General features: G+C 65.4%; 22 protein-coding genes and 1 riboswitch. Of the genes, 18 read left to right on the top strand and 4 right to left on the bottom strand.

What is annotated here, in order from left to right; genetic code table 11:
- Positions 1-5: 5 nt before the first annotated feature.
- Both AC0IYS_RS16755 and AC0IYS_RS16750 read right to left on the bottom strand, forming a co-directional pair.
- Positions 6-434 carry a DUF1801 domain-containing protein gene (locus tag AC0IYS_RS16755; protein WP_471706219.1) on the bottom strand — a complete coding sequence of 143 codons (429 nt, stop codon included), beginning with the start codon at positions 432-434 and terminating at the stop codon, positions 6-8.
- Positions 435-466: 32 nt separating this feature from the next.
- Positions 467-2,203 carry a diguanylate cyclase gene (locus AC0IYS_RS16750; RefSeq protein WP_471706218.1) on the bottom strand — a complete coding sequence of 579 codons (1,737 nt, stop codon included), beginning with the start codon at positions 2,201-2,203 and terminating at the stop codon, positions 467-469.
- A 200-nt stretch (positions 2,204-2,403) separates the two neighbouring features.
- Here AC0IYS_RS16750 and AC0IYS_RS16745 point away from each other — a divergent pair, with 200 nt between their 5' ends.
- Positions 2,404-3,399 (top strand): ribonuclease T2 family protein, encoded by a 996-nt coding sequence (locus AC0IYS_RS16745; protein WP_471706217.1) that lies wholly within the window; start codon positions 2,404-2,406, stop codon positions 3,397-3,399.
- Between the two features lie 35 nt (positions 3,400-3,434).
- Here the strand turns inward: AC0IYS_RS16745 and AC0IYS_RS16740 are convergent, their stop codons facing one another.
- Positions 3,435-4,985, bottom strand: coding sequence for a cache domain-containing protein (locus tag AC0IYS_RS16740; RefSeq protein WP_471706216.1), 1,551 nt, complete (start codon positions 4,983-4,985; stop codon positions 3,435-3,437).
- Between the two features lie 216 nt (positions 4,986-5,201).
- Between AC0IYS_RS16740 and AC0IYS_RS16735 the strand changes: the two genes are divergently transcribed.
- From AC0IYS_RS16735 to AC0IYS_RS16655, 17 genes are all read left to right on the top strand, one after another.
- Positions 5,202-5,723, top strand: coding sequence for a GNAT family N-acetyltransferase (locus AC0IYS_RS16735; RefSeq protein WP_471706215.1), 522 nt, complete (start codon positions 5,202-5,204; stop codon positions 5,721-5,723).
- 76 nt (positions 5,724-5,799) lie between these two features.
- A riboswitch (cobalamin riboswitch) is annotated at positions 5,800-6,029 on the top strand.
- Between the two features lie 159 nt (positions 6,030-6,188).
- Complete coding sequence (locus AC0IYS_RS16730) at positions 6,189-6,398, top strand: CbtB domain-containing protein (RefSeq protein WP_471706214.1); 210 nt, start codon at positions 6,189-6,191, stop codon at positions 6,396-6,398.
- A gap of 41 nt (positions 6,399-6,439) precedes the next feature.
- Complete coding sequence (locus AC0IYS_RS16725; RefSeq protein ID WP_471708896.1) at positions 6,440-7,180, top strand: CbtA family protein; 741 nt, start codon at positions 6,440-6,442, stop codon at positions 7,178-7,180.
- Positions 7,177-7,515, top strand: a complete 339-nt coding sequence (locus AC0IYS_RS16720; protein WP_471706213.1) for a (2Fe-2S) ferredoxin domain-containing protein — start codon at positions 7,177-7,179, stop codon at positions 7,513-7,515. Before AC0IYS_RS16725 ends, AC0IYS_RS16720 begins: the two co-directional genes overlap by 4 nt.
- Positions 7,508-11,578 (top strand): cobaltochelatase subunit CobN, encoded by a 4,071-nt coding sequence (locus tag AC0IYS_RS16715; RefSeq protein WP_471706212.1) that lies wholly within the window; start codon positions 7,508-7,510, stop codon positions 11,576-11,578. The genes AC0IYS_RS16720 and AC0IYS_RS16715 overlap by 8 nt, the downstream gene beginning before the upstream one ends.
- 10 nt (positions 11,579-11,588) lie before the next feature.
- Positions 11,589-13,493 carry a putative cobaltochelatase gene (locus AC0IYS_RS16710; protein ID WP_471706211.1) on the top strand — a complete coding sequence of 635 codons (1,905 nt, stop codon included), beginning with the start codon at positions 11,589-11,591 and terminating at the stop codon, positions 13,491-13,493.
- Positions 13,494-13,516: 23 nt separating this feature from the next.
- Entirely contained in the window at positions 13,517-14,221 is a 705-nt protein-coding gene (locus tag AC0IYS_RS16705) for a cobalt-precorrin-7 (C(5))-methyltransferase (protein WP_471706210.1), read from the top strand.
- On the top strand, positions 14,218-15,828 hold the full coding sequence (locus AC0IYS_RS16700) for a precorrin-8X methylmutase (RefSeq protein WP_471706209.1): 1,611 nt from the start codon (positions 14,218-14,220) through the stop codon (positions 15,826-15,828). Before AC0IYS_RS16705 ends, AC0IYS_RS16700 begins: the two co-directional genes overlap by 4 nt.
- Positions 15,809-16,963, top strand: a complete 1,155-nt coding sequence (gene cbiD, locus AC0IYS_RS16695) for a cobalt-precorrin-5B (C(1))-methyltransferase CbiD (protein ID WP_471708895.1) — start codon at positions 15,809-15,811, stop codon at positions 16,961-16,963. Before AC0IYS_RS16700 ends, cbiD begins: the two co-directional genes overlap by 20 nt.
- Positions 16,960-17,694: a precorrin-2 C(20)-methyltransferase gene (gene cobI, locus AC0IYS_RS16690; RefSeq protein ID WP_471706208.1), complete on the top strand. Its 735-nt coding sequence runs from the start codon at positions 16,960-16,962 to the stop codon at positions 17,692-17,694. Before cbiD ends, cobI begins: the two co-directional genes overlap by 4 nt.
- A gap of 1 nt (position 17,695) precedes the next feature.
- The gene (cobM, locus tag AC0IYS_RS16685; protein WP_471706207.1) at positions 17,696-18,469 is read left to right on the top strand and encodes a precorrin-4 C(11)-methyltransferase; all 774 of its coding nucleotides are present in this window, start codon (positions 17,696-17,698) and stop codon (positions 18,467-18,469) included.
- The gene (locus tag AC0IYS_RS16680) at positions 18,466-19,236 is read left to right on the top strand and encodes a cobalamin biosynthesis protein (RefSeq protein ID WP_471706206.1); all 771 of its coding nucleotides are present in this window, start codon (positions 18,466-18,468) and stop codon (positions 19,234-19,236) included. The genes cobM and AC0IYS_RS16680 overlap by 4 nt, the downstream gene beginning before the upstream one ends.
- A complete protein-coding gene (cobJ, locus tag AC0IYS_RS16675) occupies positions 19,236-20,780 on the top strand; it encodes a precorrin-3B C(17)-methyltransferase (protein WP_471706205.1) in 1,545 nt (514 codons plus the stop codon). The genes AC0IYS_RS16680 and cobJ overlap by 1 nt, the downstream gene beginning before the upstream one ends.
- Positions 20,777-21,886, top strand: coding sequence for a CobW family GTP-binding protein (locus AC0IYS_RS16670; protein WP_471706204.1), 1,110 nt, complete (start codon positions 20,777-20,779; stop codon positions 21,884-21,886). Before cobJ ends, AC0IYS_RS16670 begins: the two co-directional genes overlap by 4 nt.
- 35 nt (positions 21,887-21,921) lie before the next feature.
- Positions 21,922-22,488: a HupE/UreJ family protein gene (locus AC0IYS_RS16665; RefSeq protein WP_471706203.1), complete on the top strand. Its 567-nt coding sequence runs from the start codon at positions 21,922-21,924 to the stop codon at positions 22,486-22,488.
- A 157-nt stretch (positions 22,489-22,645) separates the two neighbouring features.
- Positions 22,646-22,858, top strand: coding sequence for a hypothetical protein (locus AC0IYS_RS16660; RefSeq protein WP_471706202.1), 213 nt, complete (start codon positions 22,646-22,648; stop codon positions 22,856-22,858).
- Positions 22,859-24,268, top strand: coding sequence for a DUF4394 domain-containing protein (locus AC0IYS_RS16655; RefSeq protein WP_471706201.1), 1,410 nt, complete (start codon positions 22,859-22,861; stop codon positions 24,266-24,268). It abuts the gene before it with no gap.
- A gap of 2 nt (positions 24,269-24,270) precedes the next feature.
- On the opposite strand, the gene AC0IYS_RS16650 is transcribed toward AC0IYS_RS16655, so the two are convergent.
- Positions 24,271-24,981 carry a hypothetical protein gene (locus AC0IYS_RS16650; RefSeq protein WP_471706200.1) on the bottom strand — a complete coding sequence of 237 codons (711 nt, stop codon included), beginning with the start codon at positions 24,979-24,981 and terminating at the stop codon, positions 24,271-24,273.
- Positions 24,982-25,069: the final 88 nt, after the last annotated feature.

The following is a 25,069-nucleotide window of genomic DNA, read 5'->3' as shown; positions in this document are numbered from 1 at the left end:
GGCCTTTACATGCGCTCGCCGGGCAACCGGCTGGCTTGTCGCACCCACTCGGCGAATTGCGCTTCGTCGAGCGGGTCGTCCTCGCGCAGGTCGAGATGTCGCACGCCGGCGGTTTTGGACGCCCCCGGCGGCAGCGGATCGAGAAAACCGCCGTTGAAGAAGGTGACTTTGACGTACTTGGTAAAACAATGAAAACCCAGGAACCAGCCTTGGTCGGCGATCCCGTATAGCGGCGTGTTCCATTTAACGGCCTTGTTCACGCCGGGTATGGTGTGGACGATGATCTCGTCCAGACGTCGTCCGAGATCGCTTTTCCAGCCCGGCATCGCGGCGATGTAGGCCTGCACCGGCGCGTCGCCATAGGCCTTGGGGATTTGCGGATTGCCGCCCGATAGCAGGACCGTTTCGGCTTTGGTAACTGGTTTTGTCGCCATGGCGTGCGCTCTGCGTTAGATGTGTGAACCGTCTAGGATACGCGATTTTCGTGAGCTTCCGTGCGGCGCTGATCCGCGCTGGCCGCCTCCGGGGCCAGCGCCCGGACGACGCGGTTTCTGCCGTCACGCTTGGCCTGGTAAAGCGCCTTGTCGGCCGCCTGGAACAGTGCCGCCGGCTCGGCACCGTGTTCCGGGTACCCGGCCACGCCCAGCGACGCCGTCGTGCGCACCGTGTGGCCGCCATGCGCGACCTGGAGCGCCTCGATCAACCCGCGAAAGAGCTGCGCGCGCTCGGTCGCCAGGTCGATGTCGCAATCTGGCAGCAGAACCACCATCTCCTCGCCGCCGAAGCGGCACGCGACGTCGCACGCGCGGATATTCGTCAACAGCACCTGCGCCACCCGCTTCAGGATGGCGTCGCCGCCGTCATGGCCGTAGGTGTCGTTGGTGCGCTTGAAGTGGTCCAGATCGAGCATGATGACCGCCAGCGGCTTCGCGTTCCGCTGCGAGCGTATCAGCTCGCGCCGCAGCGTCTCGTCCATGTAGCGGCGGTTGTACAACTCGGTCAGCGGATCGATGATCGATTGCAGGCGCAAGGTCTCGCGCAATTTGATGTTACTCATCGACATGGAGATCTCTTCGCTTAGCGTGGCCAGTACCTCGCGCTGGCGTTCGAAGATGTCGTGCTGCTCGGGCGCCGCGTACAGGGTCAGGCATCCCAGCACGGCGTCCTGCGTCACCAGCGGCATGCAGACGCGCGGACCGGCGCCGCTGTCGCCCGCGCTGCCATGCCGGCACTGCAGATCGCCGTCACCGGCGCAGACGTGGACGGTGCCGCGCCGCACCGCCCAGCACTGTTCCGGCTCGATGCCATCGGCGTCGTCGGCAATGTCGCCCCACCTGGCCTTGCGCTCCAGCGTGTCGCGCGAGTTGCGATACAGGTAAAGGCTGCCGGATACGCCGGGCACCAGCTTTTTGCAGAACGTGGAGACGATCAGCGAGGCTTCTTCGACGGTGGATACGCATTCGAGCGCGTGCAGCATGTCGGCGCTGACCGCCAGCTGCTGGTTGCGCAGCTCCGACGCGGCGGCGGCGCGGCGCAGCGCCCCGGTGTTTTCCGCCGCCAGCCTTTCGGCGTTCGCGCGCGCGCGCAACGAGCGCAGACCGACCAGCAACGCCACCGCCAGCAGTATCATCTCGGCGATGTTGACTGCCGCGCTGATGTACATGGCCTTGCGGGCGCCGTGCGTCAGCTGCTCGCGCAACTCGTCGCGGTGGATCGACAGCGAGGACAGCTCGCCGCCGATCAGATTGCGCAGGATGTCCATGTGCGCGCGGCCGGCGCCGGCGGCGACGACCTTTTCGGCGGCGGCGAATCCCTGCTCGCGCCGCATCGCGATCGTCTCGGCCATCAAGCCTAGCTTGAGGTCCATGGAGACCTTGACGTCGGCCAGCGCTTTGCGCTCGCGCGGGTCGGCGCTTTCCTGCCACAGCGTCGCCCGCAGCGGCTCGATCATGTTGACCGCCGCATGGTAGGGCTGCAAAAACTCCTCCTTGCCGGTCAGGATGAAGCCGCGCTGGCCGGTTTCGGCGTCCACCAGCAACCCCAGGATCGACTGGTAGTGGCGTTCCCTGGCCGAAGTGGCTTTCAACTGCGCCATGGTGTGCTGGACGCTGCGGTTGGTCAGGAAGGGCAGCGTGCCGACGCCACCCATGAAGACGAGCAGTATGAAAGCCACCCACTTCAGGCGTGTTTCGTTGGAGATCATTGTGGTTCGCAGGATCAGTCGGTAACCGAGAATATCATGTCATAAAGAAACTATCGCCTATCACGGACGGCAAGCCTTCGATTCGTCGTGCGGTTGCCACAAGTCGCGGTGCCGGCGGCTGTTTTCGATAGAAAAGGGCTTCCCACCCGCCGCGATAAGTCCGCTAAGATATTGGCACTTGACCAACCTGAGGAGTTTGAATGCATCGCCACACCGTCCCCGCAGCCGCCTTGCTGCTTGTTTTTACCGCGTTCGGTTGCAGCGCCAGCGAATCGGCCAATGGCAGTTTCACCGCCACCCAAAGCTGCGAGGCTTACACATCCTTCGCCAAACAGAACAACCCGGGCGCGCAGAAAATCGTGCCGGGGACCGAGTACACGGTCCGCGAAATCAACAAGGTCGATTACGACTGGATCAGGGTCGAGGTGCCGGGCGCGCAGCCGGCATTGCGCTGGGTGCGCAAGGAATGCGGCACGCCGGAGTTGAGCGATAAGCCGACCAAGGCGCAGCGCGGGCGCGAGATCGCTGCCGCCGGAGGGGTGTGCAACATCGCCAACAAGCAGGATAGCTATCTGCTGGCGATCACCTGGCAGCCGGGTTTTTGCGAGCATGTGAAATACAACGGCAAAAAGCCAGAATGCGACGCCATGAACGGCGGCAAACTGGAGGCGAAGAACCTGAACCTGCACGGCCTGTGGCCGAACAAGAAGGAGTGCGGCACCAATTATGGCAGCTGCAAGGGCGAGCAGTTCTCGCTCAAGCAGGAAACCATCGACAAGATCGCGCCATGGATGCCCAACTTCTTCTACGAGCGCACATTCGGCGCCTACGAGTGGAACAAGCATGGCAAATGCCAATCGCTGTCGCCGGACGACTACTTCATCAAGGCCGTGTCGGCGGTGCGGGTGGTGAATGATTCGGAGGTGGGCAAGATCGTATTGGGCAGCGTGGGCAAGTCGTTCCGCGTCAACGAGTTCTTCGAGCGGGTCAAGACCAGCTACGGCGCCCAGGTGGCCGACAGCATCACCCTGATTTGCACGCAGCGCAAGTACCTGCAGGAGATCCGCCTGTCGCTGCCGCTCGAATTCAGCACCGACGGTGAGTTGAAGCAGATGGTGGGCAACGCCGCCCCGGTACGCGTGCGCGCGGTGGGCTGCGGCGACGAGGTGTATGTGGAAGGCGCCGGCCGCGATTGACCGGCCCCTGGCCGACTTGGCCGACTTGGCCGACCCTAGTCGATCGTGAGGGCGCGCGCTTTTTTGCGCTCCGCCTTGCACTTGTACATGGCATCGTCGGCGCATGCGATCAAATCGTCGGCGGTGCTGGCCGACTGCGGATAGATGGCCACCCCGATGCTGGCGCCGGCCAGCAGTTCGTGGCCGTCTATCTCGTAGGGCATGGCCAGGCGGCGCGAAAGCTTCTCGACGACGCCGGCCGCGTCGTCGCCGCCGCTGGCGACCAGCACCACCGCGAACTCGTCGCCCCCCAGCCTTGCGGCCATGTCGGATTTCCGCAGTTCCGAGCGCAGGCGGTCGGCCGCATCCTTCAACAACACGTCGCCGGCGCCATGGCCGTAGGTGTCGTTGATGAATTTGAAGTTGTCCAGATCCAGATATAGCACCGCCATCGGCTGCTGATTGCGCTCGCTCAGATTGAGCTGGCGGGCCAGGAACTCGGTGAACATGGCGCGGTTGGCCAGGCCGGTCAGCGGATCGTGCGTGGCCTGATGCTTGGCCAGCGCGTGCATTCTCGACGCCTTGACCAGCGCCTGTCCCACCTCGTTCGCCTCGCGCAGGCCGTAGGTGGCCGGCTCGATGCTGTCGCCGGCGCCAAGGGCGAGCGCCGGCGCCACCAGGTCGCGGATCGAGCGGCTGATGCGGTTGCCGATGTGCCAGGCGAACAGCAGCCCGCCGCCCAGCAGCAGGATGGTCGACAGCACCAGCGTCCACAGTTTGGCAAGCAATTCTGAGTTCAACACCTCGATGGGAATGCCGATGGCCACCGTCCACTGCGAATTGGGCGCTTTGGCCAGCACGGCCAGGATAGGCTTGCCGTCGAGCGTTTTGGTGTCGAAAACCCCTTCCGGCAGTTCCTTCAGGCGTTCCAGCACCTCGGGAATCGCGTGCTGCCCGACGTAGCGCTGCATGTCGCTGGTGCGCGCGACCACCGTGCCCTTGTTATCGAGGATGGTGGCGATCCAGTGTTCGGGATATTGCTGCTGTTTGAGGATGGTGCCGAAGCGCTCCACCGTCACCACCGCGCTCAGCGCGTTGAAGCCGTTCGACTTCCTGGTGACCGGAACGGCGACGGCGACGATGTAGCGCTTCGACAGGGGGCCCATGGATACCTGTGAAATGGCGGTGGTGTCGTTGTCCCGCATGTAGGTCAACAGGTGGTCGATGCTCGTGCTGGGCAGCGCGGCGCCGTAGGGCTTGAAGGTGTTGATCAGCTGCTGGCCCGCGCCGTCTTCGAGCACGATGTTGAAAATATCCTGGCTGGCGCAGATGGCGCGCGCCTGATCGTAGAACGGCTTGAGGTCCTCGCCCAGCAGGCTGGGCGAGGTGGCGAGCACCTTGAGCGTCGATTCGATGACGGCGAATTCCTTGTCGATCGCCATGGCGTTGGCGTGGGCGGTCGTCATGGCGCTGCGGATGAAAGCGGCGCGCGCGAACTCGTAGTCGGAGGCGATCATCTTCACCACCATCAGCGACGCGGGGACGACGCAAACCACCACCAGCCAGATCAGCCGGGTCCGAATAGACGGCGCATGCGCTAATTTCATGATTGATGCTACCTCGCTCTATTATTATTGGTGAGGCGCGATACCCATTTTTCGTGATATTACAACATGGAAAGTACTTTCGTCAGCCAGTCTATTCCTTTGTCCTAATTTTCTGTACGAAAATGTCTGGATGACAGGGATGGCCGTTGGAAGGCTTGAGATTTATCGTCTATCATGTTGAGCAGTCTCAATCCAAGCCCTTATTTCGGAGCCTCAATGCAACTCGTCAGCTGTTCGGAAGAGCGTCACGCGCCAGCCATCCTCGCCATCTTCAACGACGCCATCGCCAACTCGACCGCGCTCTACGAATACCATCCGCGCACGATGGAAACGATGAAGAACTGGTTCGCGGCCAAGCGGGCCGGCGGCTATCCCGTCATCGGGCTGGAGGACGGCGCGGGCGAGTTGCTGGGATTCGCCAGTTACGGCGCGTTTCGGGGCTTTCCGGCCAATAAATACTCGGTCGAGCACTCGGTCTATGTGCGCGGCGACCAGCGCGGCAAAGGCTTGGGGCGCACTTTGCTAAGCGCCATCATCGACGCCGCGCGGCAGGCCGACCTGCACATCCTGGTTGGCGGCATCGACGCCGCCAACGCCGCCAGCATCGCCCTGCATGAACAGGCGGGATTCGTGCATGCAGGCACTATTCGTCATGCCGCCTTCAAGTTCGACCGCTGGCTGGACCTGGCGTTCTATCAGCTGATGCTGGATACGCCGGCGCATCCGGTGGACGGCTGACGCCCAGGCCATTCTTCACCGGCGCACACACGATGGCATGATCGTCTTGCAATTCCGCAGTCGCAGACCTATACTGCGCCGGTAGTCAGCTTCTGGTATCTGCAAATGATCGTTTGCAGATTTAAATGGGAAGCCGGTGCGCCGTTCCGCTGGAACGGCAATGCCGGCGCTGCCCCCGCAACGGTAAGCGAGGTTAAGGATTTGTACGATGCCACTGTGCGACAGCATGGGAAGGCGCAAATCCAGGTGTATCCACACGGATGCCCACTCGCCAGCCCGGAAACCAGCCAGTAGCGGTAAACACGTTTGTATTGCGGAGGGCGATACGGGTGGAGAACTGTCATGGTTTGATCCGCGCACCTTCGTTCCGGTTCTTCCTGGCGCCGCATTCCTCTCTCCCCTGGTCCATCTTCCGATACGAGCTTTCCGACCCCGTGGTCGCCGCTGCTTTTCGGAGAAAACGATATGTCCATCAACACCATCCACGCCGGCCAGGCCCAGGCCCATTCCCCCGCACATGCCCGTCCCGTCGCACTGAAAGACAAGCTGATTGCCGCCACGATGGCCGCCAGCCTTGGCGCGGTGCTGCTGTTCGGCGCGGGATTCGCGTCGATGGAAGCGCTGCATAACGCCGCCCACGACAGCCGCCACTCGGCGGGCTTCCCGTGTCATTGAGCCGTACCGGCGCCGGTGCGGGCACCGGCATGTTCAATCGGATGGTGCGCACCGCCGCGGCGGCGGGCCTGCTGGCAGGCTTGATGCTGACCGGCGTGCAGCACTTGCAGGTGACGCGCATCATCGCCCAGGCCGAGGTGCTGGAATCGGCCGGCGAGGCGGCGCCGGTGGTGCATACGCACGCCGACGGCGCGCAGCATGCGCACGAAGCGGCGCACGAAGAAACCCGCGAAACAGCGCACGAAGCCGCGCACGAAGCGGCGCATGAGCATGGCGGCTGGCAGCCGGAGGACGGCGTCGAGCGCACGCTGTACACCGCGCTGGCAGACGTCAGCATGGCGGTCGGTTATGGATTGCTGCTGGCGGCCGCCATCGGGCTGCGCGGACGGCCGGTCGACTGGCGATCCGGCCTGCTCTGGGGCGTCGCCGGTTACGCGGTGTTCTTCCTGGCGCCGTCGATCGGTTTGCCACCGGAGCTGCCCGGCACCGCCGCCGCGCCGGTGGCCGCGCGCCAGGGCTGGTGGATCGCAACCGCAATGTCGACCGCCACCGCGCTGGCGCTGCTGGCCTTTGGACGCCATTGGGCGCTGAAGCTGGCGGCCGTCGCGCTGCTGATGGTGCCGCATCTGGTCGGCGCGCCGCAGCCGTTGGTTCATGCCAGCGTCGCGCCGGAGCATTTGCAGCGTTCCTTCGTCTATGCCACCGCGCTCGCCAACGGCGTGTTCTGGCTGGCGCTGGGCGCGCTGGCAGGCTTCTTTCACAAGCGTTTCGCCGATCGATGAGAACCCACCACCGTCACATCTTCATGTGCGTCGGTCCGCGTTGCGCTCCCGCCGAGGGGCGCGCGCAGGCCGTGTTCGAGCGCATGGGCGAAATGATCGACGCCCATCCGGAACTTGCGGTCAAGCGCACGCGCACCCATTGCATGGTGGCCTGCCGCTACGAGGGGCCGGTGATGGTGGTCTATCCGGAAGGCGTGTGGTACCAGCGGGTGAACGAGGCCAATGCGGAACGCATCGTCAACGAACACCTGATCGGCGGACGCGAAGTCGGCGACCTGATATTCCATCGCCTTGGTGAAGGCGATACCTGCGCACCGGACCCCAAAGATGCTTGAAACAACAACCGGCCCGGCGCACATCGCGCTGCTGACCCATGCGTCCAACGATTTGACGGTGCTGCATCAGGCGCGGGCGCAGCTGCCTGCGGGCTTCGGCGCGGTGGCGGGCGTGAACCTGCAATCGCTCGATGCGGATACCTCGATGGCCGGGCTGCTGGAGGGGGATTTGCGCGCGGCGCGTGTGATCATCGTGCGCGTGTTGGGCCGGCTTGGCGGCGTTCCCGGATTTTCGGAGCTGGTGGACCACGCGCGCCGCCATGGCCGGCATTTGATCGTCGTCAGCGGCACCGGCGAGCCGGATCCGGAACTGGCCGCGGTGTCGGCGGCGTCGGCGGACGTGCTGCAGATGACGTTGAAGTACTTCCAGGCCGGCGGCAGCGCCAATCTGGCGCAACTGCTGCGCTATCTTTCCGACCACCTGCTATTGACCGGCTTCGGTTTCGAGCCGGCCCACCCGCTGCCGGAACACGGCATCTATCATCCGGATCTGGCGCCCGGCGCCGGCCTGGCCGATTGGCTGGCACTGCGCGATCCGGCGCGTCCCAGCGTGGGCATCGTGTTTTACCGCGCCCACTGGATGAGCGGGAATACGCGTTTCATCGACGCCATGCTGGCCGCGCTGGAAGCGCGCGGCATGAACGTGCTGCCGGTGTTTACGTCGTCGCTGCGCGCCGGTGCCGGCGATGGCGGCAGCTTGCCCGGCGCGTTGCGCCATGTCGCCGATGCCTCGGGAGCGCATGTCGATGTACTGATCAACACCACCTCGTTCGCGATGGGCGAGATCACGCCGGGCGGCCCGACGCCGGCCGGATGGTCGGTCGGCGTGCTGGAGGCGCTCGACGTGCCGGTGCTGCAAGCCATCACCAGCGGCATGACGCTTGACCAGTGGAGCCAGTCGGCGCGCGGCCTCAATCCGCTCGATACGGCGATGAACGTGGTCCTGCCGGAATTCGATGGCCGCATTATCACGGTGCCGCTGTCGTTCAAGGCGCGCGCCGCGGGTTTGCCGAACGAGGCGGTCGAGTACGACCCGTTGCCGGACCGTGTGGCGCGCATCGCCGGCATCGCCGCACGTTTCGCGCGGCTGAAGCGGCTGCCGAACGCGGAGAAGCGAATCGCCTTCATGTTCACCAATTCCAGCAGCAAGGCTTCGCAGATCGGCAACGCGGTCGGGCTGGATGCGCCGGCGTCGCTGATGCGCATCCTGGAAGCCATGCGGGTCGACGGCTATGATGCGGGCCAACCCGGTGGTGACGGCACTGCGTTGATCCATGACCTGATAGCACGCTGCTCATACGACAATATTTACGTGACCGCCGAGCAGTTGCGGAACGCCGCCGGCCGCGTGCCGGCGGAGCGCTACGCGCAATGGTTTGCGGAGTTGCCGGCGTCGCTGCGGGACAAGATGACCAAGCAGTGGGGCGAGGCCCCGGGCGAGGCCTATGTCCACGACGGCCATGTGTCGCTGGCCGGAATCGAGATGGGCAACGTGTTCGTGGCGTTGCAGCCGCCGCGGGGCTATGGCATGGATCCGGATGCGATCTACCATCAGCCGGACCTGCCGCCGACGCATCACTACTACGCGCTGTATCGCTGGCTGCGGGACGAGTGGCGCGCCGACGCTATCGTCCATGTCGGCAAGCATGGCACGATGGAGTGGCTGCCGGGGAAGGGTGTCGGCTTGTCCGAGGAGTGCTTCCCGGATGCGCTGCTGGGCGATTTGCCGTTGTTTTACCCGTTCATCATCAACGATCCGGGCGAAGGCTCGCAGGCAAAACGGCGCGGCCACGCGGTCGTCGTCGATCACCTGACGCCGCCGATGACCACCGCAGATACCTATGGCGCGCTGGCGCAGTTGACACAGCTGGTCGACGAGTACTATCAGGTTGAGGTGCTGGATCCGGCCAAGCTGCCGCTGTTGCAGCAGCAGATTTGGGAGCTGGTCAAACAAACCAATCTGAATGCGGATTTGCAGATGCGGCTACTGCATCACGACCATGATCACGATCAGGGCCATGCGCACCATCACCATGACCACGACCACCATCACGGCCATGACCATGACCATGACCATGACGGCGGCTTGCCGGCGGCATTGGCGGCGATGGGCGGCTCCGATGTGGCCCACCTGATCGAGGACCTGGACGGCTACCTGTGCGAACTGGGTTCGGCCCAGATACGCGACGGGCTGCACATCCTGGGCCGCTGCCCGGACGACGAACAGATGCCGGACATGCTGGTATCGCTTACGCGCTTGCCCAACCTCGACATCCCCGGTCTGCAATCGGAAGTGGCGCGGCTGTTCGGCCTGACGATGGAGATGCTGCTGGACCAGCAGACGCGCCGTTTGAATGTGGTGCCGGCTCTTGCGCGGCTGGCCGATCGGGCCGTCGTCTCGCGCGCCAATGCATTGGACGCGGTGGACATACTGTGTCTGCGTCTTTACCAGGAACTGGCTGCCTGCCGGTACGATCCGGCACGCATCGATGCGGCGATCGACCGCGTCCTCGGTACGCTCGATATCGCGGAAGCCGCCGCGCCTTTGCTGCAACCGGCTCTGCGTACGAAAGCCAACGTCCTGTCGCAGATGGGGAAACCGCGCGCCAAACCGGCGGAGGCACGTGCACAATCGCCAGTTGCCGCCGTCGCAAGCGGCCCCGCGCGCTTCGATGCCATCCGCCGCATCCTCGGTTTCGCCTGCCGCGAGCTTGTGCCGAACCTGGTCCGCGCGACCGACGAAATCGACAATTTATTGAATGGCCTGTCGGGCCGCTACGTGCCGGCCGGCCCAAGCGGATCGCCGACGCGCGGCATGGCGCAGATTCTGCCGACCGGCCGCAATTTTTATTCGGTCGATCCGCGCAGTGTGCCTTCGCAGTCGGCTTGGCGGGTCGGCCAGCAGCTCGCGCGCGAGGTGCTTGAGCGGTATCAGCGCGAGAGCGGAGACTACCCGGAGAGTGTCGCCATCAGCATCTGGGGCACCAGCGCGATGCGCACCCACGGCGACGATGTGGCGCAGATCCTCGCGCTGCTGGGTGTGCGGCCGGTATGGCGGCCGGAGAGCCGTCAGGTCAGCGGGGTGGAGATCATTCCGCTGGACGAACTGAAACGTCCGCGTATCGACGTCACGACCCGCATCAGCGGATTTTTCCGCGACGCCTTCCCGCAACTGATCGATTTGATCGACGACGCCGTCAACCAGGTCATCGCGCTGGACGAACCGCTCACGCTTAATTTCGTGCGCAAGCACTATCTGGCCGAACTGGCGGACTGGCTGGGCCAGGGCGTCGAGAAGGAAGAAGCCACGCTACGCGCCGCCTACCGCATCTTCGGCGCCAAGCCGGGCGCATATGGAGCGGGTGTGCTGCCGCTGATCCAGCACCGCAACTGGGAGGCGGACGCCGATTTCGCAGAAGCCTACGTCAACTGGGGCGGCTACGCCTATGCGCGCGGCATGCAGGGCGCCGACCAGCGCGACGCGTTCCGCATGCGTCTGGGCGGCGTGCAGATCGCGCTGCACAACCAGGACAACCGCGAGCACGATATTTTCGACAGCGACGATTACCTGCAATTCCATGGCGGGATGATCGCCACCATCCGTGCGTTGAGTGGCCAACAGCCACGCCACTATTTCGGCGACAGCCACGATCCGTCGCGCGCACAGGTGCGCGACCTGAAGGAAGAGACGCTGCGCGTGTTCCGTTCGCGCGTGGTCAATCCAAAATGGCTCGCCAGCATACAGCGGCACGGATACAAGGGAGGCCTGGAGCTGACCGCGACCGTCGATTACTTGTTCGGCTACGACGCCACTGCCCAGGTCATGGACGACTGGATGTACGAGGATGTGGCGCAGTCCTATGCTTTCGATCCGGCGATGCGGCAGTTCCTGCAGGACGCCAATCCATGGGCGCAGAACGCGATCGCCGAGCGTTTGCTGGAGGCGGCCAGCCGGGGCATGTGGGCCGAGCCGCGCCCGGAGACGCTGGACCAGTTGCGTGAACTATATCTGCGCAGCGAAGAACTACTTGAGGAGCGCGGCGAGACGCCGCGCCATGGATAGGATGCGCCATATGAATTTCCCTTTCACCGCCATCGTCGGTCAATCGACTTTGCGTACGGCCCTGATGTTGTGCGCGGTCGATCCAAGCATAGGCGGCGTGTTGATAAGGGGCGACAAAGGCACCGCCAAGAGCACCGCCGCGCGCGCGCTGGCGGACGTCCTGCCGCGCATCGAGCAGGTAGCCGGATGCGCGTTCAATTGCGCCGCCGGTGCGCCTTGCGAGCATTGCGACGTCTGTGACGGGCGGGCGCCGGAATTGTCCACCGTGCCCTTCGTGACGTTGCCATTGGGCGCGACCGAGGACAGGGTGCTGGGCAGCCTCGATATATCGCGTGCGCTGCAAGGCGGGCAAAAGGCATTTCAACCGGGCTTGCTGGCGTCCGCGCATCGCGGCCTGCTGTATATCGACGAGGTCAACCTGCTGGCCGACCACCTGGTCGATGTGCTGCTGGACGTCGCCGCCATGGGGGTCAATAGCGTGCAAAGGGACGGGCTGTCGATCCGGCACGCGGCGCGCTTTACCCTGGTCGGAACGATGAATCTGGAAGAGGGCGACTTGCGCCCGCAACTGCTCGACCGTTTCGGTCTGATGGTCGAGGTGACGGCGCCGCGCGAGAAGGCGGAAAGGTCGGAAGTCGTAAGGCGCCGCATCGCCTTCGAGGCCGATCCGGCCGGCTACGTCGAGCAATGGCGCGAACAGCAGGAGGCGCTGCAAGCCAGGCTGGCGACGGCGCAGGCGCTGCTGCCGACGGTCGTCCTGGACGACACCATGCTGGATTTGATCAGCCACTTGTGCTGCGAGTTCGAGGTCGCCAGCTTGCGCGCCGATATCGTCATGCACAAGGCCGCGCGCGCGCTCGCCGCGCTGGAGGGCCGCGCGGTGGTGGATCTGCGCGACATACGCGGCGCCGCGGAGCTGGTGCTGCCGCATCGGCGCCGGCGCAAGCCTTTCGAGCAGCCAGGGTTGGACCAGCAGCGCCTTGATGATTTGATGCCGCAGGCGGCCAACGAGCCGCAACCGCCGGAGCAAACGTCCGGCGAGCATGGCGACGGTGCGCCGGACGACGCGCAGCCGGGCCAGTCCGACGATGAGCAGGTCTTCGCCGCCTCCGCCGGTGGCGCCGCGCCGCGCATTACGGTGGAAGCGACGACCGACTTTGCGCAAACACAGGGGCGCCGCAGCGCGGCCACCAACACGGCGCGCGGGCAGATGCTGCGCGCGGTGCCGAATGAGCAGCCGACCAGCCTCGCCATCGGCGCGACTTTGCGCAGCGCGGCGCTACGCGACCCGGCAAACATGCGCGTGGTCCGCGCCGACCTGCATCAGCAGGTCAGGGCCGGCACCAGCGGCAACCTGATTGTGTTCGTGGTGGACGCCTCCGGTTCGATGGCGGCGCAGCGCCGCATGGAGGCGCTCAAAGGCGCGGTGCTGAATCTTCTCACCGACGCCTACCAGCAACGCGATGAGGTGGCGGTGGTCGCCTTCCGTGGCCAGGACGCGCAAGTGCTGCTGGCGCCGACCCGCAGCGTCGACCTGGCCGAGCGGAATTTGCGGGGACTGCCGACCGGCGGCCGTACGCCGCTGCCCCATGCGCTACAACTGGCGCTGGAGGTGGTGGAGAGTGCGAAGAACGGTGCCCAAAGCGGTCCGCCGTTGCTGGTGCTGATGACCGATGGTAAAGCGAACGTGCCGCTGGCCTACGCCGGCGACCCGTGGCGCGAGTCGCTGGAGCTGGCGGAATTGCTGTCCGAGCGCCGCATTCCATCGCTGGTGATCGACACCGAGAGCGGCTATACGCGGTTCGGCCGCGCCGCGCGCCTGGCTGAGGCGCTGAAGGCGGAGTGCCTGACATTGGAAGAGCTTTCCGCCGACAATCTGGCGCTGACCGTGCGCGCCCGGCTTGCCGGCGCATAAAGAGATAACTTAGGAGTGGTTGCATGATTATTTGTATAGGTGCCGGGCCGGGCGACATCGGCTATCTGACGCAGCGCGGCGCGCAGCTGATACGCGAGGCCGACGTCGTAGCCGGCTTCGAGGCCGTGCTCAATGTCGTGCGCAGCCTGATACCGGAGACGGCGAAAGTGGTCAGCATGGGTTACCGGGACCAGGTCGAACAGCTGGACAAGGTGGCGCTGGAACACCATGCCGGCAAGCGCTGCGTGGTTGTTTTCATGGGCGACATCCATTTCAGCGGCTTCCAGTACCTGGAGCGGGTCGAACGCGCCTGCGGCCATCCGGTCGAATCGCTGCCCGGCATATCGTCGGCGCAGATCCTCGCGTCGCGCGCCAAGGTCTGCTTCGACGAAACCACCTTCATCACATTCCACCGCCGTGGCGATCTGGAACCGTTCAAGCGCCACCTGGTGCATGTGCTGCAGGATCAGCGCAATGCCATCGTCATTCCATGTCCATGGGACGCGGCGCGCTCGTTCATGCCTTGGCATATCGCCGCCTACCTGATCGGGCAGGGTATTCCGGCGTCGCATCCCACCGAGGTGTGGGAGAACCTGACCCGGGGCGAGGCGGAGTGGCATGGCACGCTGGCCGAATGCGCGGAGCATCAGTGCTCCGACATGAGCATCATGTTGATCCGTACGCTGGCGCCGATGGACAGCCAGATCGAAGCGGCGCGGCTGAAATGACGGCGAGCGAGAAGTTCGGTATCGTGATCGCCGGCCATGGCAGCCGCGATCCGGACGCCGTGCGCGAATTCGAAGCGCTGGTCGAACTGGTGCGCGAACGCGCGCCGCAGGACGCGGTCAGTCACGGCTATCTGGAATTCGCCAGTCCGACCATCGCCCAGGCGGTGGCGGACAATCTGGCGGCCGGCGCCCGGCAGGTGGCGGTGGTGCCGGGCGTGCTGTTGGCCGCGCGCCACGCCAAGAACGACATGCCGGCCGAGATGCAGGCGGTCGCGCGCGACCATCCGCAGATCGACTTCCACTTCGGCGCGCCGATGAGCCTTGATCCCAAGCTGCTGCAGCTGGCGCAGGAACGCATCGTCGCCGCCGAGGCGACGTCGCCGCAGACGATCAGGCGTTCCGATACCTGCCTGGTGGTGGTGGGACGCGGCACGACCGACCCGGACGCCAACGGCGAAGTGGCCAAGCTGGCACGCATGCTGGAGGAAGGCATGGGCTTCGGCACCGCCTTCGTCTGCTACTCCGGTACGGCGCAGCCCTTGGTCGCCGATGGACTTCGCAGCGCGGCCAGGCTGGGCTACGCGCGGATCGTCGTGCTGCCGTTCTTCCTGTTCGACGGCGTGCTGGTGAAGCGCATTTATGCGGCGGCGGACGACTTGCGCGAGCGCGAGCCCGGGCTGGAGGTACTGAAGGCGGGCTATTTCGGCGTCCATCCACTTGTCGCCGACGTGATGATCGACCGCGCGCGCGAGGCAGTCGCCGGGCGGGCTGCGATGAACTGCTCGCTGTGCAAATATCGCGTGCAGATCGTCGGCTTCGAGCAGCAGGTCGGCGAGCCGCAACGCGCACACCATCTCGCCGTGCGCGGACTGCTGGCGCAGACGGATGCCGGCGGCGTAGCGGCGAGCGCGGAACCGGTCTACAAACCTTACGATCCGCATCCGATCGAGGCGGAGAGCTTTCGCATCATCGCGGCCGGGCGTGACTGGTCGGCTTTCCCGCCGGACCAACTGACGGTGCTACAACGCCTGGTGCACACGAGCGGCGATTTCGACGCCGTCAACGACATCTATTTCTCGCCGGGCGCGGTCGACAGCGGGATTCGCGCGCTGTTGCGCTGCAGGCGCGTACTGACCGACGTGACGATGGTGCAGACCGGCCTGAAACGCGCTTTGCTGGAAGAACTGGGCATCGATACCTGGTGCGGCGTGCACGACCGAGAGACGCATTTGATGTCCGAACAATACGGCATCACGCGGTCGGCGGCCGGCATCCGGCGCGGCTGGGAAAAATTCGGCAACGACGTGGTGGTGGCGATCGGCGACGCGCCAACGGCAATCTTCGAGGCGGTGCGGCTGATCCGCGACCATGGCTGGCGTCCGCAGCTTGTGATCGCGCTGCCGGTCGGATTTGTCGGCACGCGCGAGAGCAAGGATGCGCTGCGGCGCTGCCTGCAGGTGCCGCGCATCACCAACAGCGGCACGCGCGGCGGTTCGCCGTGGGCGGCCAGCGTCGTCAATGGCTTGTTGATCGATGGGCTCAACCAGCTCGCGCGCGTTACGGCTGGAGATGGCGCCGGAGACGACGATGGATACGGCGCTGGCTGAACGCCAGGCTTTCGATCTGAGCGTGCCGGCCATGAATGGCCTGCGGCGCGGTCGCACAACGGGCAGTTGCGCCACGGCTGCCGTCAAGTCTGCATTGAAGCTGCTGCTGCACGGCGACCGTGACACGCAGGTCGATATCAGCCTGCCGGATGGCGTGCATTTTTTGACGGTGCCGATACAGCATGTCGATTGGCTGGACGGGCAGGCGGTCAGGTCGGAGGTGCTGAAGGATGGCGGCGACGATCCGGACAACACGCATGGCGCCACCATCTTCGCAGAGGTGCGACGCAACGCCGCCGGCGAGGTGCGCTTCTTCGCCGGTCGCGGCGTCGGCATCGCCACCGCCCCGGGTTTGCGGGTGGCGGTCGGCGAGCCGGCGATCAACCCGGTGCCGCGCCAGATGATGCGCCGCGCGGTGGAGGAGGTGCTGGCGGATGCGATGGCGGAACCGGCCGATGCGGGATTCGATCTGACGATCGGCTGCGAGGGCGGCGAGATCATCGCCAAAAAGACTTTCAATCCGAGGCTGGGCATCGTCGGCGGTATCTCGATCCTCGGCACTTCCGGCATCGTCGAGCCGATGTCGCTGTCGACCTGGATAGCCTCGGTCGAAGTGTATGTGCGGGTGGCGCTGGCGGGCGGCCAGCAATGCGTGGCCTACCTGCCGGGCAAGATAGGCCGGGAGTATGCGCGCGACGTGCTGCGGTTGCCGGAGCAGCGCACCGTGCAGATCGCGAATTTTCTGGGCGATGCGCTCGACTTCACGCAATCGGTGTTGGCCGAGGATGAACGCACGCTTGACGTCCTGTGGCTGGCCGGCCACCCCGGCAAGTTGGCCAAGGTGCTGGACGGCGCCTGGGACACCCATTCCAGCAAGAGCAACATGGCCATGGGTGGCGTGGCGCGGGTGGCCGCCCGGTGGGGCTATGGCCCGGAAGTGGTGAACGATATTGAAACAGCAAATACAGTGGAAGCGGCAATGGAAAGATTAAAGCGGGAACCCGGTGCGCCGGCATTTTGGCGCGAGATTGAGCGCCGCATCGGCGAATTGGCGCATGCGCGCGTGCCGTCGGTCAAACGGCTGGAGGTGCGCCTGTTCGACCTGGCGGGCAATCTGCTCGGAGAGCGCGCATGAGCGGCGTCGGCACACTTTGGGGCATCGGCGTCGGTCCCGGTCCGGCCGGCTACCTGCCGCTGGCGGCGCTGGAGGCCTTGCGCCAGGCGGATCTGGTGTACGCACCGCGTGCGCGCGGCGCGGCCGATTCGGTGGCGCTGCAATGCCTTGCCGGCACCGGTTTCGAGCCCGATGCCGGCAAGCTGCGCGAAATCGAATTCAATATGGACCCGGACCGCGCGGTGCTCAGCGAGCATTACGCGCAGCTGGCGGACATGATCGCCGTCGAACTGCGGTCCGGCCGCAATGTCGCCTACCTGACCATCGGCGACACGCTGACCTACTCGACCTACGGCTACGTGCTGGCGGCGCTGCGCGAGCGCATTCCGGGGCTGCCGCACCGCACCTTCCCGGGCGTGACCAGCTACGCGGCGGCGGCATCGGCCTTGTCATGGCCGCTGGGCGAGGGCAAGGAGCGCGTGCTGATACTGCCGTGTCCCGAAACGCCGGAGGAGCTGCGGCGTGACATCGAGAGCCACGATATCGTCGTGCTGATGAAAGTCGGCACCCGTTTGGGCTGGGTGCTCGACCTGCTGCGCGAGATGGACATCGCCCGGCATTGCGCCTTCGCCCGCCGTATCGGCTTGCCGGGCGAGCTGCTGGCCTCCGGCGTCGGCGACCTGGTGGCCGACGAGGCGATGGGGTATCTCGCCACCTTGCTGGTGCGCCGATCACCGCGAAAGGAACGTTGAGATGAAAGTTTACTTTGTAGGAGCCGGACCCGGTGCGGCCGATCTGATCACCCTGCGCGGCGCGCGCCTGCTGGGCAGCGTCAATATGGTGCTGTATGCCGGCTCGCTGGTGCCGACCGAGATGCTGAACCACTGCGTGCCAGGCACCGAGTTGATCGACACGGCCGAACTGGATCTGGAACAGCAGCAGGCCTGCTACGTGCGTGCGCAGAAGGCCGGTACCGACGTGGTGCGGCTGCATTCCGGCGATCCGGCCATCTACGGCGCCACGGCGGAGCAGATGCGCCGCCTGGAGGCGCTGGGTATCGAGTACGAGATCGTGCCCGGCGTGTCGTCGTTCACGGCGGCCGCCGCCGCGATCCAGTCGGAACTGACCAAGCCTGAAGTGTCGCAGAGCGTGATACTGACGCGGGTCTCCGGCCGGGCGTCGGCGGTGCCGGAACTCGAATCGATCGCGCGGCTGGCGGAACATCGCGCCACCATGTGCATCTTCCTCTCCGGACCGCACCTGAAGAAGATCGTGGCCGACTTGTCGCTTCACTATCCGCAGGATACGCCGGTCAGCCTGGTCTACCGCGCCAGCTGGCCGCAGCAGAAGATCTACCAAGGCACGCTGGCAACGGTGCTGCAAGACACCAAGCGCGGTGCGTGGAACCTGACCACGATGATGCTGGTCGGCGCCGCGCTGGACAAGGGTGTCGCCGCCGAATCGAGCTTGTATTCGAAGGACTTCACCCATCTGTTCCGGGTGGTGAAGAAGAAGGACGCTGCATGACCCGGACCTCGAGCCTGGGCATATGGCTGGTGCGCGCGGAAGGCGAAGCGCTGGCGGCCGCGCTGCAAAGGAGTCTGGGCGGGGAAATACACCGCCCATGGCTGTCGCCGGACACCAGCCAGAAGGCGCAATTCGCCGCCGGCTACCGGCGCCATGCCCAATGGATCATGGTGGCGGCCAGCGGCATCGCGGTGCGCTTTCTCGACGGTCTGCCGGCGGACAAGCACACCGATCCCGCGGTCGTCGTGCTGGACGAGGCGGGACGTTTCGCCATCGCGCTGCTCGCCGGCCACGAGGGTGGCGGCAATGCGCTGGCCTACCGTGTGGCCAGGTTGGTTGGCGCGGTGCCGGTGGTGACGACAGCCACCGAGGCGCTCAAGCCGCTGACGGTGGGCATAGGCTGCCGCAAGGGCGTCGCGGCCGAGCGCATCGAGGCTGCCGTGATGCAGGCGCTCAAAGCGGGTGGCGACTACGGCATCGGTGATGTGCGCGAAATGGCGACCGTCGACCTGAAGGCGGAGGAACCCGGCCTGCTCGAATTTTGCGCCCGGTACGATTTGCCGTTGCGGGTGTTCGCCCGGGCCGAACTGGCGGCCCGGCCCTGGGTTGGCAAGCCGTCCGACTGGGTGCGGCAAAACGTGGGACTGGAAGGCGTGTGCGAGCCATGCGCGCTGGTGGCCAGCGCGCGCGGCGCGCTGCTGGTGCCGAAAACGAGCCTGGACGGCGTCGCCGTCGCAGTGGTACTGGATAAATGGATGGAAATCTGATGAGTGGTGTTTTGAATTTGGTATCGGTGGGACCTGGCTTCGACGACTTGATCGTGCCGCGCGCCATGGCGGCCTTGCGCGAGAGCGATGTCATCGTGGCCTATGAATTGTATCTGCGCTGGATCGCGCCCCATATCGAGGGCAAGGAGATCCACACGCCGCCGCTGACGCAGGAACGCGAACGCGCAATGCTGGCGATCGAGCATGCGCGGGCGGGCGCCAAAGTCGCGTTGATTTCCAGCGGCGACATCGGCATTTACGCGATGGCCGCGCTGGCGTTCGAGGAGATGCGTGAGGACGACACCTACGAGGTGAATGTGGTGCCGGGCATCACGTCCGCCAATGCCTGCGCGTCCTTGCTGGGTTCTCCGCTGTCGCACGATTTCGCCACGCTCAGCCTCTCCGACCTGCTTTGCCCGTGGGAGTGGATCGAGCACCGCGCCCGCCATATCGCCCAGGCGGACCTGGCCTGCGTGATGTACAACGTGCAAAGCGCCAGCAGGCAGGAGGGCGTCTACCGCGTGCTGCAGTTGATGCTGGAATCGAAAGCCCCGCACACGCTGTGCGGCGTGGTCAAGAACGCCTATCGTCCCGGCCAGGAAGTGGCGATTTACCGGCTCGACGAGCTGCCATCGCTGAAGTTCGACATGCTGACCACCATCGTGGTCGGCAACCGCTTCACGATGCGCAAGCGTGGCAGCATCTTCACGCCGCGTGGCTACAACGACTGGGCGCAGCCGGAGGCGAACGACACGTCGCTGGAACAGGAATTGCCGGACAACGCGCTGTGGGTGTTCTCCGGCACCAGCGACGGCAACGCCCTGGCCGCGCAACTGGCGCAGGGGCAGGGCAGGAGAGTGGTGGTATCGGCGGCCAGCGACCATGGCGGCGACATGGCGCGCCAGGATTGTCCCGGCGTCAGCGTCTGGTCGGGCCGGCAGGGCGTGGAGGCGCGGCGCCGCGTGCTGACGCAAAAAAACGCCCGCGTGCTGCTCGACGCCACCCATCCCTACGCCAGCGCCATGTCGGAACAGCTGATCGGATTGTCGAAGGAGCTGGGCATCCCTTACCTGCGCTTTGAGCGCCCGAGCGAGTACCAGCCGCATGATGGTGAGCTGTGCGCTTCCATGGAACAGGCGGCCGAGCGCGCCGCCGCCCTGGGACTGCGTATCTTCCTGGCGACAGGATCGAAGGATCTGGCGACGTTCATGCGCACACCCGGCGCCGCCGGCAAGCAGTGGTTCGTGCGCCAGACCGCCGAACCGGAATTGATCGAACGGGCGCTGGCGCTCGGCATTCCGCGCGAACGCATTTGCGCGATGCAGGGACCGTTTTCCGCCGAGTTCAATGCGGCGCTGTGGCGCGATTGGGGCATCGATTGCGTCGTGACCAAGGATTCCGGCGGCGCGGGCGGTTATCAGGCCAAGGTGCGCGCCGCGAAGGCGTTGGGGATTCCATTGCTGGTGGTGGCGCGTCCAACGCTGGTGTATCCGGGGATGGTGACGGATGCCGCCGACGCGATAAGGGAATGTGCGGCGTTATGAAGCAATTGATCCCCGTGACCATCGTCACCGGCTTTCTCGGCGCCGGCAAGACGACTTTGTTGCGCGGCCTGGTCGAACGGCGGCAAACGCGCCGTCTGGCCTTGCTGATCAACGAGTTCGGCGAGATTTCCGTGGACGGCGCGTTGGTGCGCGACGGCGTCGGCGAGGATCCGCAGGTATGCATCCAGGATTTCCCCCATGGGTTGATCGCTTACGGCGACGATGTGCTGTTCTTGCCGGCCATGCGGGCAATCGCCGGGCGGCGCGCGCAGATCGACCATGTGCTGATCGAAACCTCCGGCCTGGCGCTGCCGACGGCGGTGATGGAACTGCTGCAAAGCGCGGAGCTGGCCGACGATTTCATCCTCGACGCGACGCTGGCGGTGGTGGACACGCCGTTGCTGCTGTCCGACCGCTTCGAGCACGGCCCGCAAGAGGGCGAGAGCGCCGCCGCGACCATGTTCGACCAGCAGTTGGAATACGCCGACGTGGTCGTGCTGAACAAGATCGATGAGCTGGACGAGGCGGCATTGCTGCTGGCCGAGACGCGCGTGCGCCGGCGCGCGCCCAAAGTGCGCTTCCTGGAGCTGGCGTACCGCGCGCAGCTCGATATCCGCCTGGCGTTGGGCCTGCGGCTGCACCAGCCCACCCGCACCGAACATACCCACGTCTTCACCCCGCTGGCGACGATGCCCGGCGCGCAGGCAGCGCCATTGGCGAGCCAGAACCGCCTGAACGGCCACGCGCATTCGGGCCTGGGCGCGCACAGCCACGGACTGGCCACCCACAAGCATTTTCACGAACAGGACCCGGGCTGGTTGTCTTTCGTGCTGCGCAGCGACGCGCCGCAGGACGGGAAACAGCTCACATCCGCGCTGCTCGAAGCGGCCCGCGCCGAGCCTATCCTGCGCAGCAAAGGCTACATCCGCCTGCGCGACACGGACAACGCGGTGCTGGTCCAGGGCGTGCGGACGCGCCTGACCTTGCAGGCCGATGCCGCCAGGGTGGCGGCGCCGCGTTCGCAGCTGGTTTTCATCGGCTATCACATCGACCGCGTCAGGGTCGCCACGCTGCTGACGGAGCGCACCGGCACCGCTTGGCGCTGAACCCAAAATTTTATTATCTACCTGAAGGAGTACCTATGAAATCCAGATTGATCCCGACGTTGCTGGCGCTGACCTATGGCGGCGCCGCGCTGGCCCATCCCGGCCATTCCGACGGCGCGATGGCTGGCCTGATGCATCCGCTGACGGGTATCGACCACATTCTGGCGATGCTGGCCGTCGGCCTGTGGGGCGCGCAACTGGGCGGCCGCGCGCAATGGCTGCTGCCGGCCAGTTTCGTGGCCTTCCTTGCCGCCGGCGGCGCGCTGGGCATGGGCGGCGCGGCGCTGCCGCTGGTCGAAGCGGGTATCGTCACTTCGGTGCTGCTGCTTGGTTTGCTGATCGGCTTCGCTGTCAAGTTGAAGACCCTGCCGGCGGCGCTGATCGTCGGCGGCTTCGCCATTTTCCACGGTTACGCCCACGGCACCGAGATGCCGGCCATGGGCAACGCCTGGTTGTACGGCGTGGGCTTCGTCGCCGCCAGCGCCGCGCTGCACATCGCGGGACTCGGACTGGGACGCGCGGTACGCCGTCACACCGGCTGGTTGCGCACCGGCGGCGGATTCATTGCGCTGGCTGGCATGTGGCTCGGCATGGCCGTTTGACTGCTCGAACCCGGGCCAAGTAGCGTAAAATCTTAGCTATAAATTATTTTTTACGTGCGCTGCATCCAAACGCAGCGGCCATGGGTAGTGTGTGGGTGCGCTCCTCGTCATCACGGCCTGGCGGCACGCCCACTCACTTTAAAAGAAGAGACCAACCATGCCACTGCCATTCAGCAAACTGTTATTGGTTTCCGCCATCGCCGCCTCGCTGGCGGCCTGCGGGTTCACCGAGGATATCGACAAGGACGACGACAAACCGCCCCAGGCCAGCGAGACGGGCGATGTGTTTGTCTTGACCGTCAGCAATAAGCTGTTGTCCTTCGACCGCGCCACCCCGGCCACCATCCGCACCACCGCCACCGTCACCTGATTGCAGGCCGGCGAAAACCTGCTCGGTATCGACTATCGTCCCGCCGACGGCCAGCTGTATGGCGTCGGCAGCACCGGCCGGATTTACACGCTGAATGGCGCCACCGGCGCGGCCACGCTCAAATCGACGCTGGCCGCCGACAGCGGCGACACCAGCGCGCCGTTCACGGCGCTCGCCGGCACAGAATTCGGCGTCGATTTCAATCCGGCCGCCGACCGTTTGCGCATCGTCGGCAACACGGGACAGAGCCTGCGCGTGAATGTGGACACGGGCGCCACCACCACCGACGGCTCGATCAACGGCGGCGCGGCCAACACCGCCGTCAGCGCCGCCGCCTACACCAATAGTTTTGCGGGCACCGCCGGCACCACGCTGTTCGTCCTCGACGCCGTCAACGGCACGCTGTACACGCAGAACCCTCCCAACAACGGCACCCTGGCCAACCCCGTGCCGCTGGGCGTGGCCGCCACCAGCGTGGCAGGCTTCGACATCGATGCCCGCACCAACACCGGTTACGCCGTCATGACAGTCGGCGGCGCGCGCAATCTGTACACCATCAATTTGAGCGCGACCGCCAATCCCGCCACGCTGGTCGCCGCCGTTGGCGTCAGCGAGGATTTGCGCGGCGTCGCCGTCCGCACTCCCGCCGCGCCGGTCGCCTACGGCCTGACATCCGACGGCCGTATCGTCTCGTTCAAGACTGCCACGCCGAACACGCTGGACACCAATGTCACGATCACCGGCCTGACCGGCAGCGAACGTCTGCTGGGCTTCGATATTCGTCCCAAGGATGGCCTGCTGTATGGCTTGTCCTCGACCGGCCGTATCGTGACCATCGATCCGGTGACGGGCGCCGTCACCGCCAAGGCGACGCTGGCCGCGGACACCGCCGACAGCTCGTCGCCATTCTCGAATCTGATCGGCACCGGCTTCGCGGTCGACTTCAATCCGGTCGCCGACCGCCTGCGGGTGATCAGCGATTCCGGACAAAACCTGCGCATCAACGTCGACAGCGGCGCCACCACGACCGACGGCCCGGTCAACAGCACCGGCGTGACGGCGGCGGCGTACACCAACAGCTACGCCGGCGCCACGACCACCGTGCTTTACGATATCAACACCAGCGGCGGCAACCTGGTGACGCAGAATCCACCCAACGACGGCATTCTGGTCAACGTTGGATCGCTGGGCGCGAATGCGGTGGGCGACGTGGCGATGGATATCGCCGGCGGCGCCAATGGACTGGCGCTGACGGCTTTGCGTAGCTCGATCAACGGCGCCAGCGTGCTGTATCGGCTGGATCTGGCCACCGGCGCTGCGGTGCCGGTCAACGGCACCGGGACGATCGCGAATTCCGCGATCGGCAACGGCCAGGTGGGCTTGATCGACCTGGCGATCGCGCTGAAGTAAGGCTAGCTTCTACGCGCGATGTAGAGCAAGGTCTTGACGTCGTTTTCGCTCGCGATGGTCCTTCGCAGGATGTCCTGCCGATAGATCGCCGCGAGCGGATTCTCGCGGTAGTAGGTCATCAGTTCTATTTCTCCGGCTTGCGGATACGGCGGTGCGGCGGAAGCGATCCGTCCGAAGATCGAGGAGGTTCCCCCATGCCCCCAGGACCAGTGGATGCCGAATGCGCTGGTGAGGAAGGCGTGGCCGATTTCGTGCGCCGCCGTCATTGCGAACATGGCGTCGGCGTCGCCCTCGTGACGGGGTTCGTAATACAGATTTCCGCTCAAAAGAGGGTAGGGATTGCTGGAGCGGCTGCTCAATGGCCCCAGCAGCGGGCTGCCGGTGTGTGCCAGGATCAGCGGCAGGCCGTCCCGCGATTGTCGTGCCGAGACGGTCACCGCGTAGCCGACGCCATTCAAGGTGATGGTTCGGCTCCAGTATCTGCCCAAGCCGAGGTCCGCCAGTTGCGTGTAATGGGTGAAGCGGTCTTGCGCGACGCGCCTTGATTGGCCCAGAACCCGCGCCGCCAGCGGCGGCATACGGTAATGCATCGCCACTTCAATGACGATGGTGCGGTGATGATCATCGATGGAGGCGGTCGCGTAGCGGACCGATTTGGCGCGGCCGGACAACAGCTGCGAGCAATCGAGCGAGGTAATTGGATGAAACGGCATTCGGACATGCAGTAGAGATGAATCCAGCCCGAGGGCGGGAGTGCCGCCTTCAGGCCGGTGCTACATCATACTACGCCACAACGCGCGA

It is taken from the genome of Duganella sp. AC237 (genome assembly GCF_979254035.1).
Note: the sequence above shows the minus strand (reverse complement) of the source record. Positions and strands in the feature narration are given on the sequence as shown.

What these genes read in the sequence shown, in the direction of transcription:
- AC0IYS_RS16755 (WP_471706219.1), bottom strand. Translation starts at nt 434, where the DNA reads ATGGCGACAAAACCAGTTACCAAAGCCGAAACGGTCCTGCTATCGGGC.
- AC0IYS_RS16750 (WP_471706218.1), bottom strand. Translation starts at nt 2,203, where the DNA reads ATGATCTCCAACGAAACACGCCTGAAGTGGGTGGCTTTCATACTGCTC.
- AC0IYS_RS16745 (WP_471706217.1), top strand. Translation starts at nt 2,404, where the DNA reads ATGCATCGCCACACCGTCCCCGCAGCCGCCTTGCTGCTTGTTTTTACC.
- AC0IYS_RS16740 (WP_471706216.1), bottom strand. Translation starts at nt 4,985, where the DNA reads ATGAAATTAGCGCATGCGCCGTCTATTCGGACCCGGCTGATCTGGCTG.
- AC0IYS_RS16735 (WP_471706215.1), top strand. Translation starts at nt 5,202, where the DNA reads ATGCAACTCGTCAGCTGTTCGGAAGAGCGTCACGCGCCAGCCATCCTC.
- AC0IYS_RS16730 (WP_471706214.1), top strand. Translation starts at nt 6,189, where the DNA reads ATGTCCATCAACACCATCCACGCCGGCCAGGCCCAGGCCCATTCCCCC.
- AC0IYS_RS16725 (WP_471708896.1), top strand. Translation starts at nt 6,440, where the DNA reads ATGGTGCGCACCGCCGCGGCGGCGGGCCTGCTGGCAGGCTTGATGCTG.
- AC0IYS_RS16720 (WP_471706213.1), top strand. Translation starts at nt 7,177, where the DNA reads ATGAGAACCCACCACCGTCACATCTTCATGTGCGTCGGTCCGCGTTGC.
- AC0IYS_RS16715 (WP_471706212.1), top strand. Translation starts at nt 7,508, where the DNA reads ATGCTTGAAACAACAACCGGCCCGGCGCACATCGCGCTGCTGACCCAT.
- AC0IYS_RS16710 (WP_471706211.1), top strand. Translation starts at nt 11,589, where the DNA reads ATGAATTTCCCTTTCACCGCCATCGTCGGTCAATCGACTTTGCGTACG.
- AC0IYS_RS16705 (WP_471706210.1), top strand. Translation starts at nt 13,517, where the DNA reads ATGATTATTTGTATAGGTGCCGGGCCGGGCGACATCGGCTATCTGACG.
- AC0IYS_RS16700 (WP_471706209.1), top strand. Translation starts at nt 14,218, where the DNA reads ATGACGGCGAGCGAGAAGTTCGGTATCGTGATCGCCGGCCATGGCAGC.
- cbiD (WP_471708895.1), top strand. Translation starts at nt 15,809, where the DNA reads ATGGATACGGCGCTGGCTGAACGCCAGGCTTTCGATCTGAGCGTGCCG.
- cobI (WP_471706208.1), top strand. Translation starts at nt 16,960, where the DNA reads ATGAGCGGCGTCGGCACACTTTGGGGCATCGGCGTCGGTCCCGGTCCG.
- cobM (WP_471706207.1), top strand. Translation starts at nt 17,696, where the DNA reads ATGAAAGTTTACTTTGTAGGAGCCGGACCCGGTGCGGCCGATCTGATC.
- AC0IYS_RS16680 (WP_471706206.1), top strand. Translation starts at nt 18,466, where the DNA reads ATGACCCGGACCTCGAGCCTGGGCATATGGCTGGTGCGCGCGGAAGGC.
- cobJ (WP_471706205.1), top strand. Translation starts at nt 19,236, where the DNA reads ATGAGTGGTGTTTTGAATTTGGTATCGGTGGGACCTGGCTTCGACGAC.
- AC0IYS_RS16670 (WP_471706204.1), top strand. Translation starts at nt 20,777, where the DNA reads ATGAAGCAATTGATCCCCGTGACCATCGTCACCGGCTTTCTCGGCGCC.
- AC0IYS_RS16665 (WP_471706203.1), top strand. Translation starts at nt 21,922, where the DNA reads ATGAAATCCAGATTGATCCCGACGTTGCTGGCGCTGACCTATGGCGGC.
- AC0IYS_RS16660 (WP_471706202.1), top strand. Translation starts at nt 22,646, where the DNA reads ATGCCACTGCCATTCAGCAAACTGTTATTGGTTTCCGCCATCGCCGCC.
- AC0IYS_RS16650 (WP_471706200.1), bottom strand. Translation starts at nt 24,981, where the DNA reads ATGCCGTTTCATCCAATTACCTCGCTCGATTGCTCGCAGCTGTTGTCC.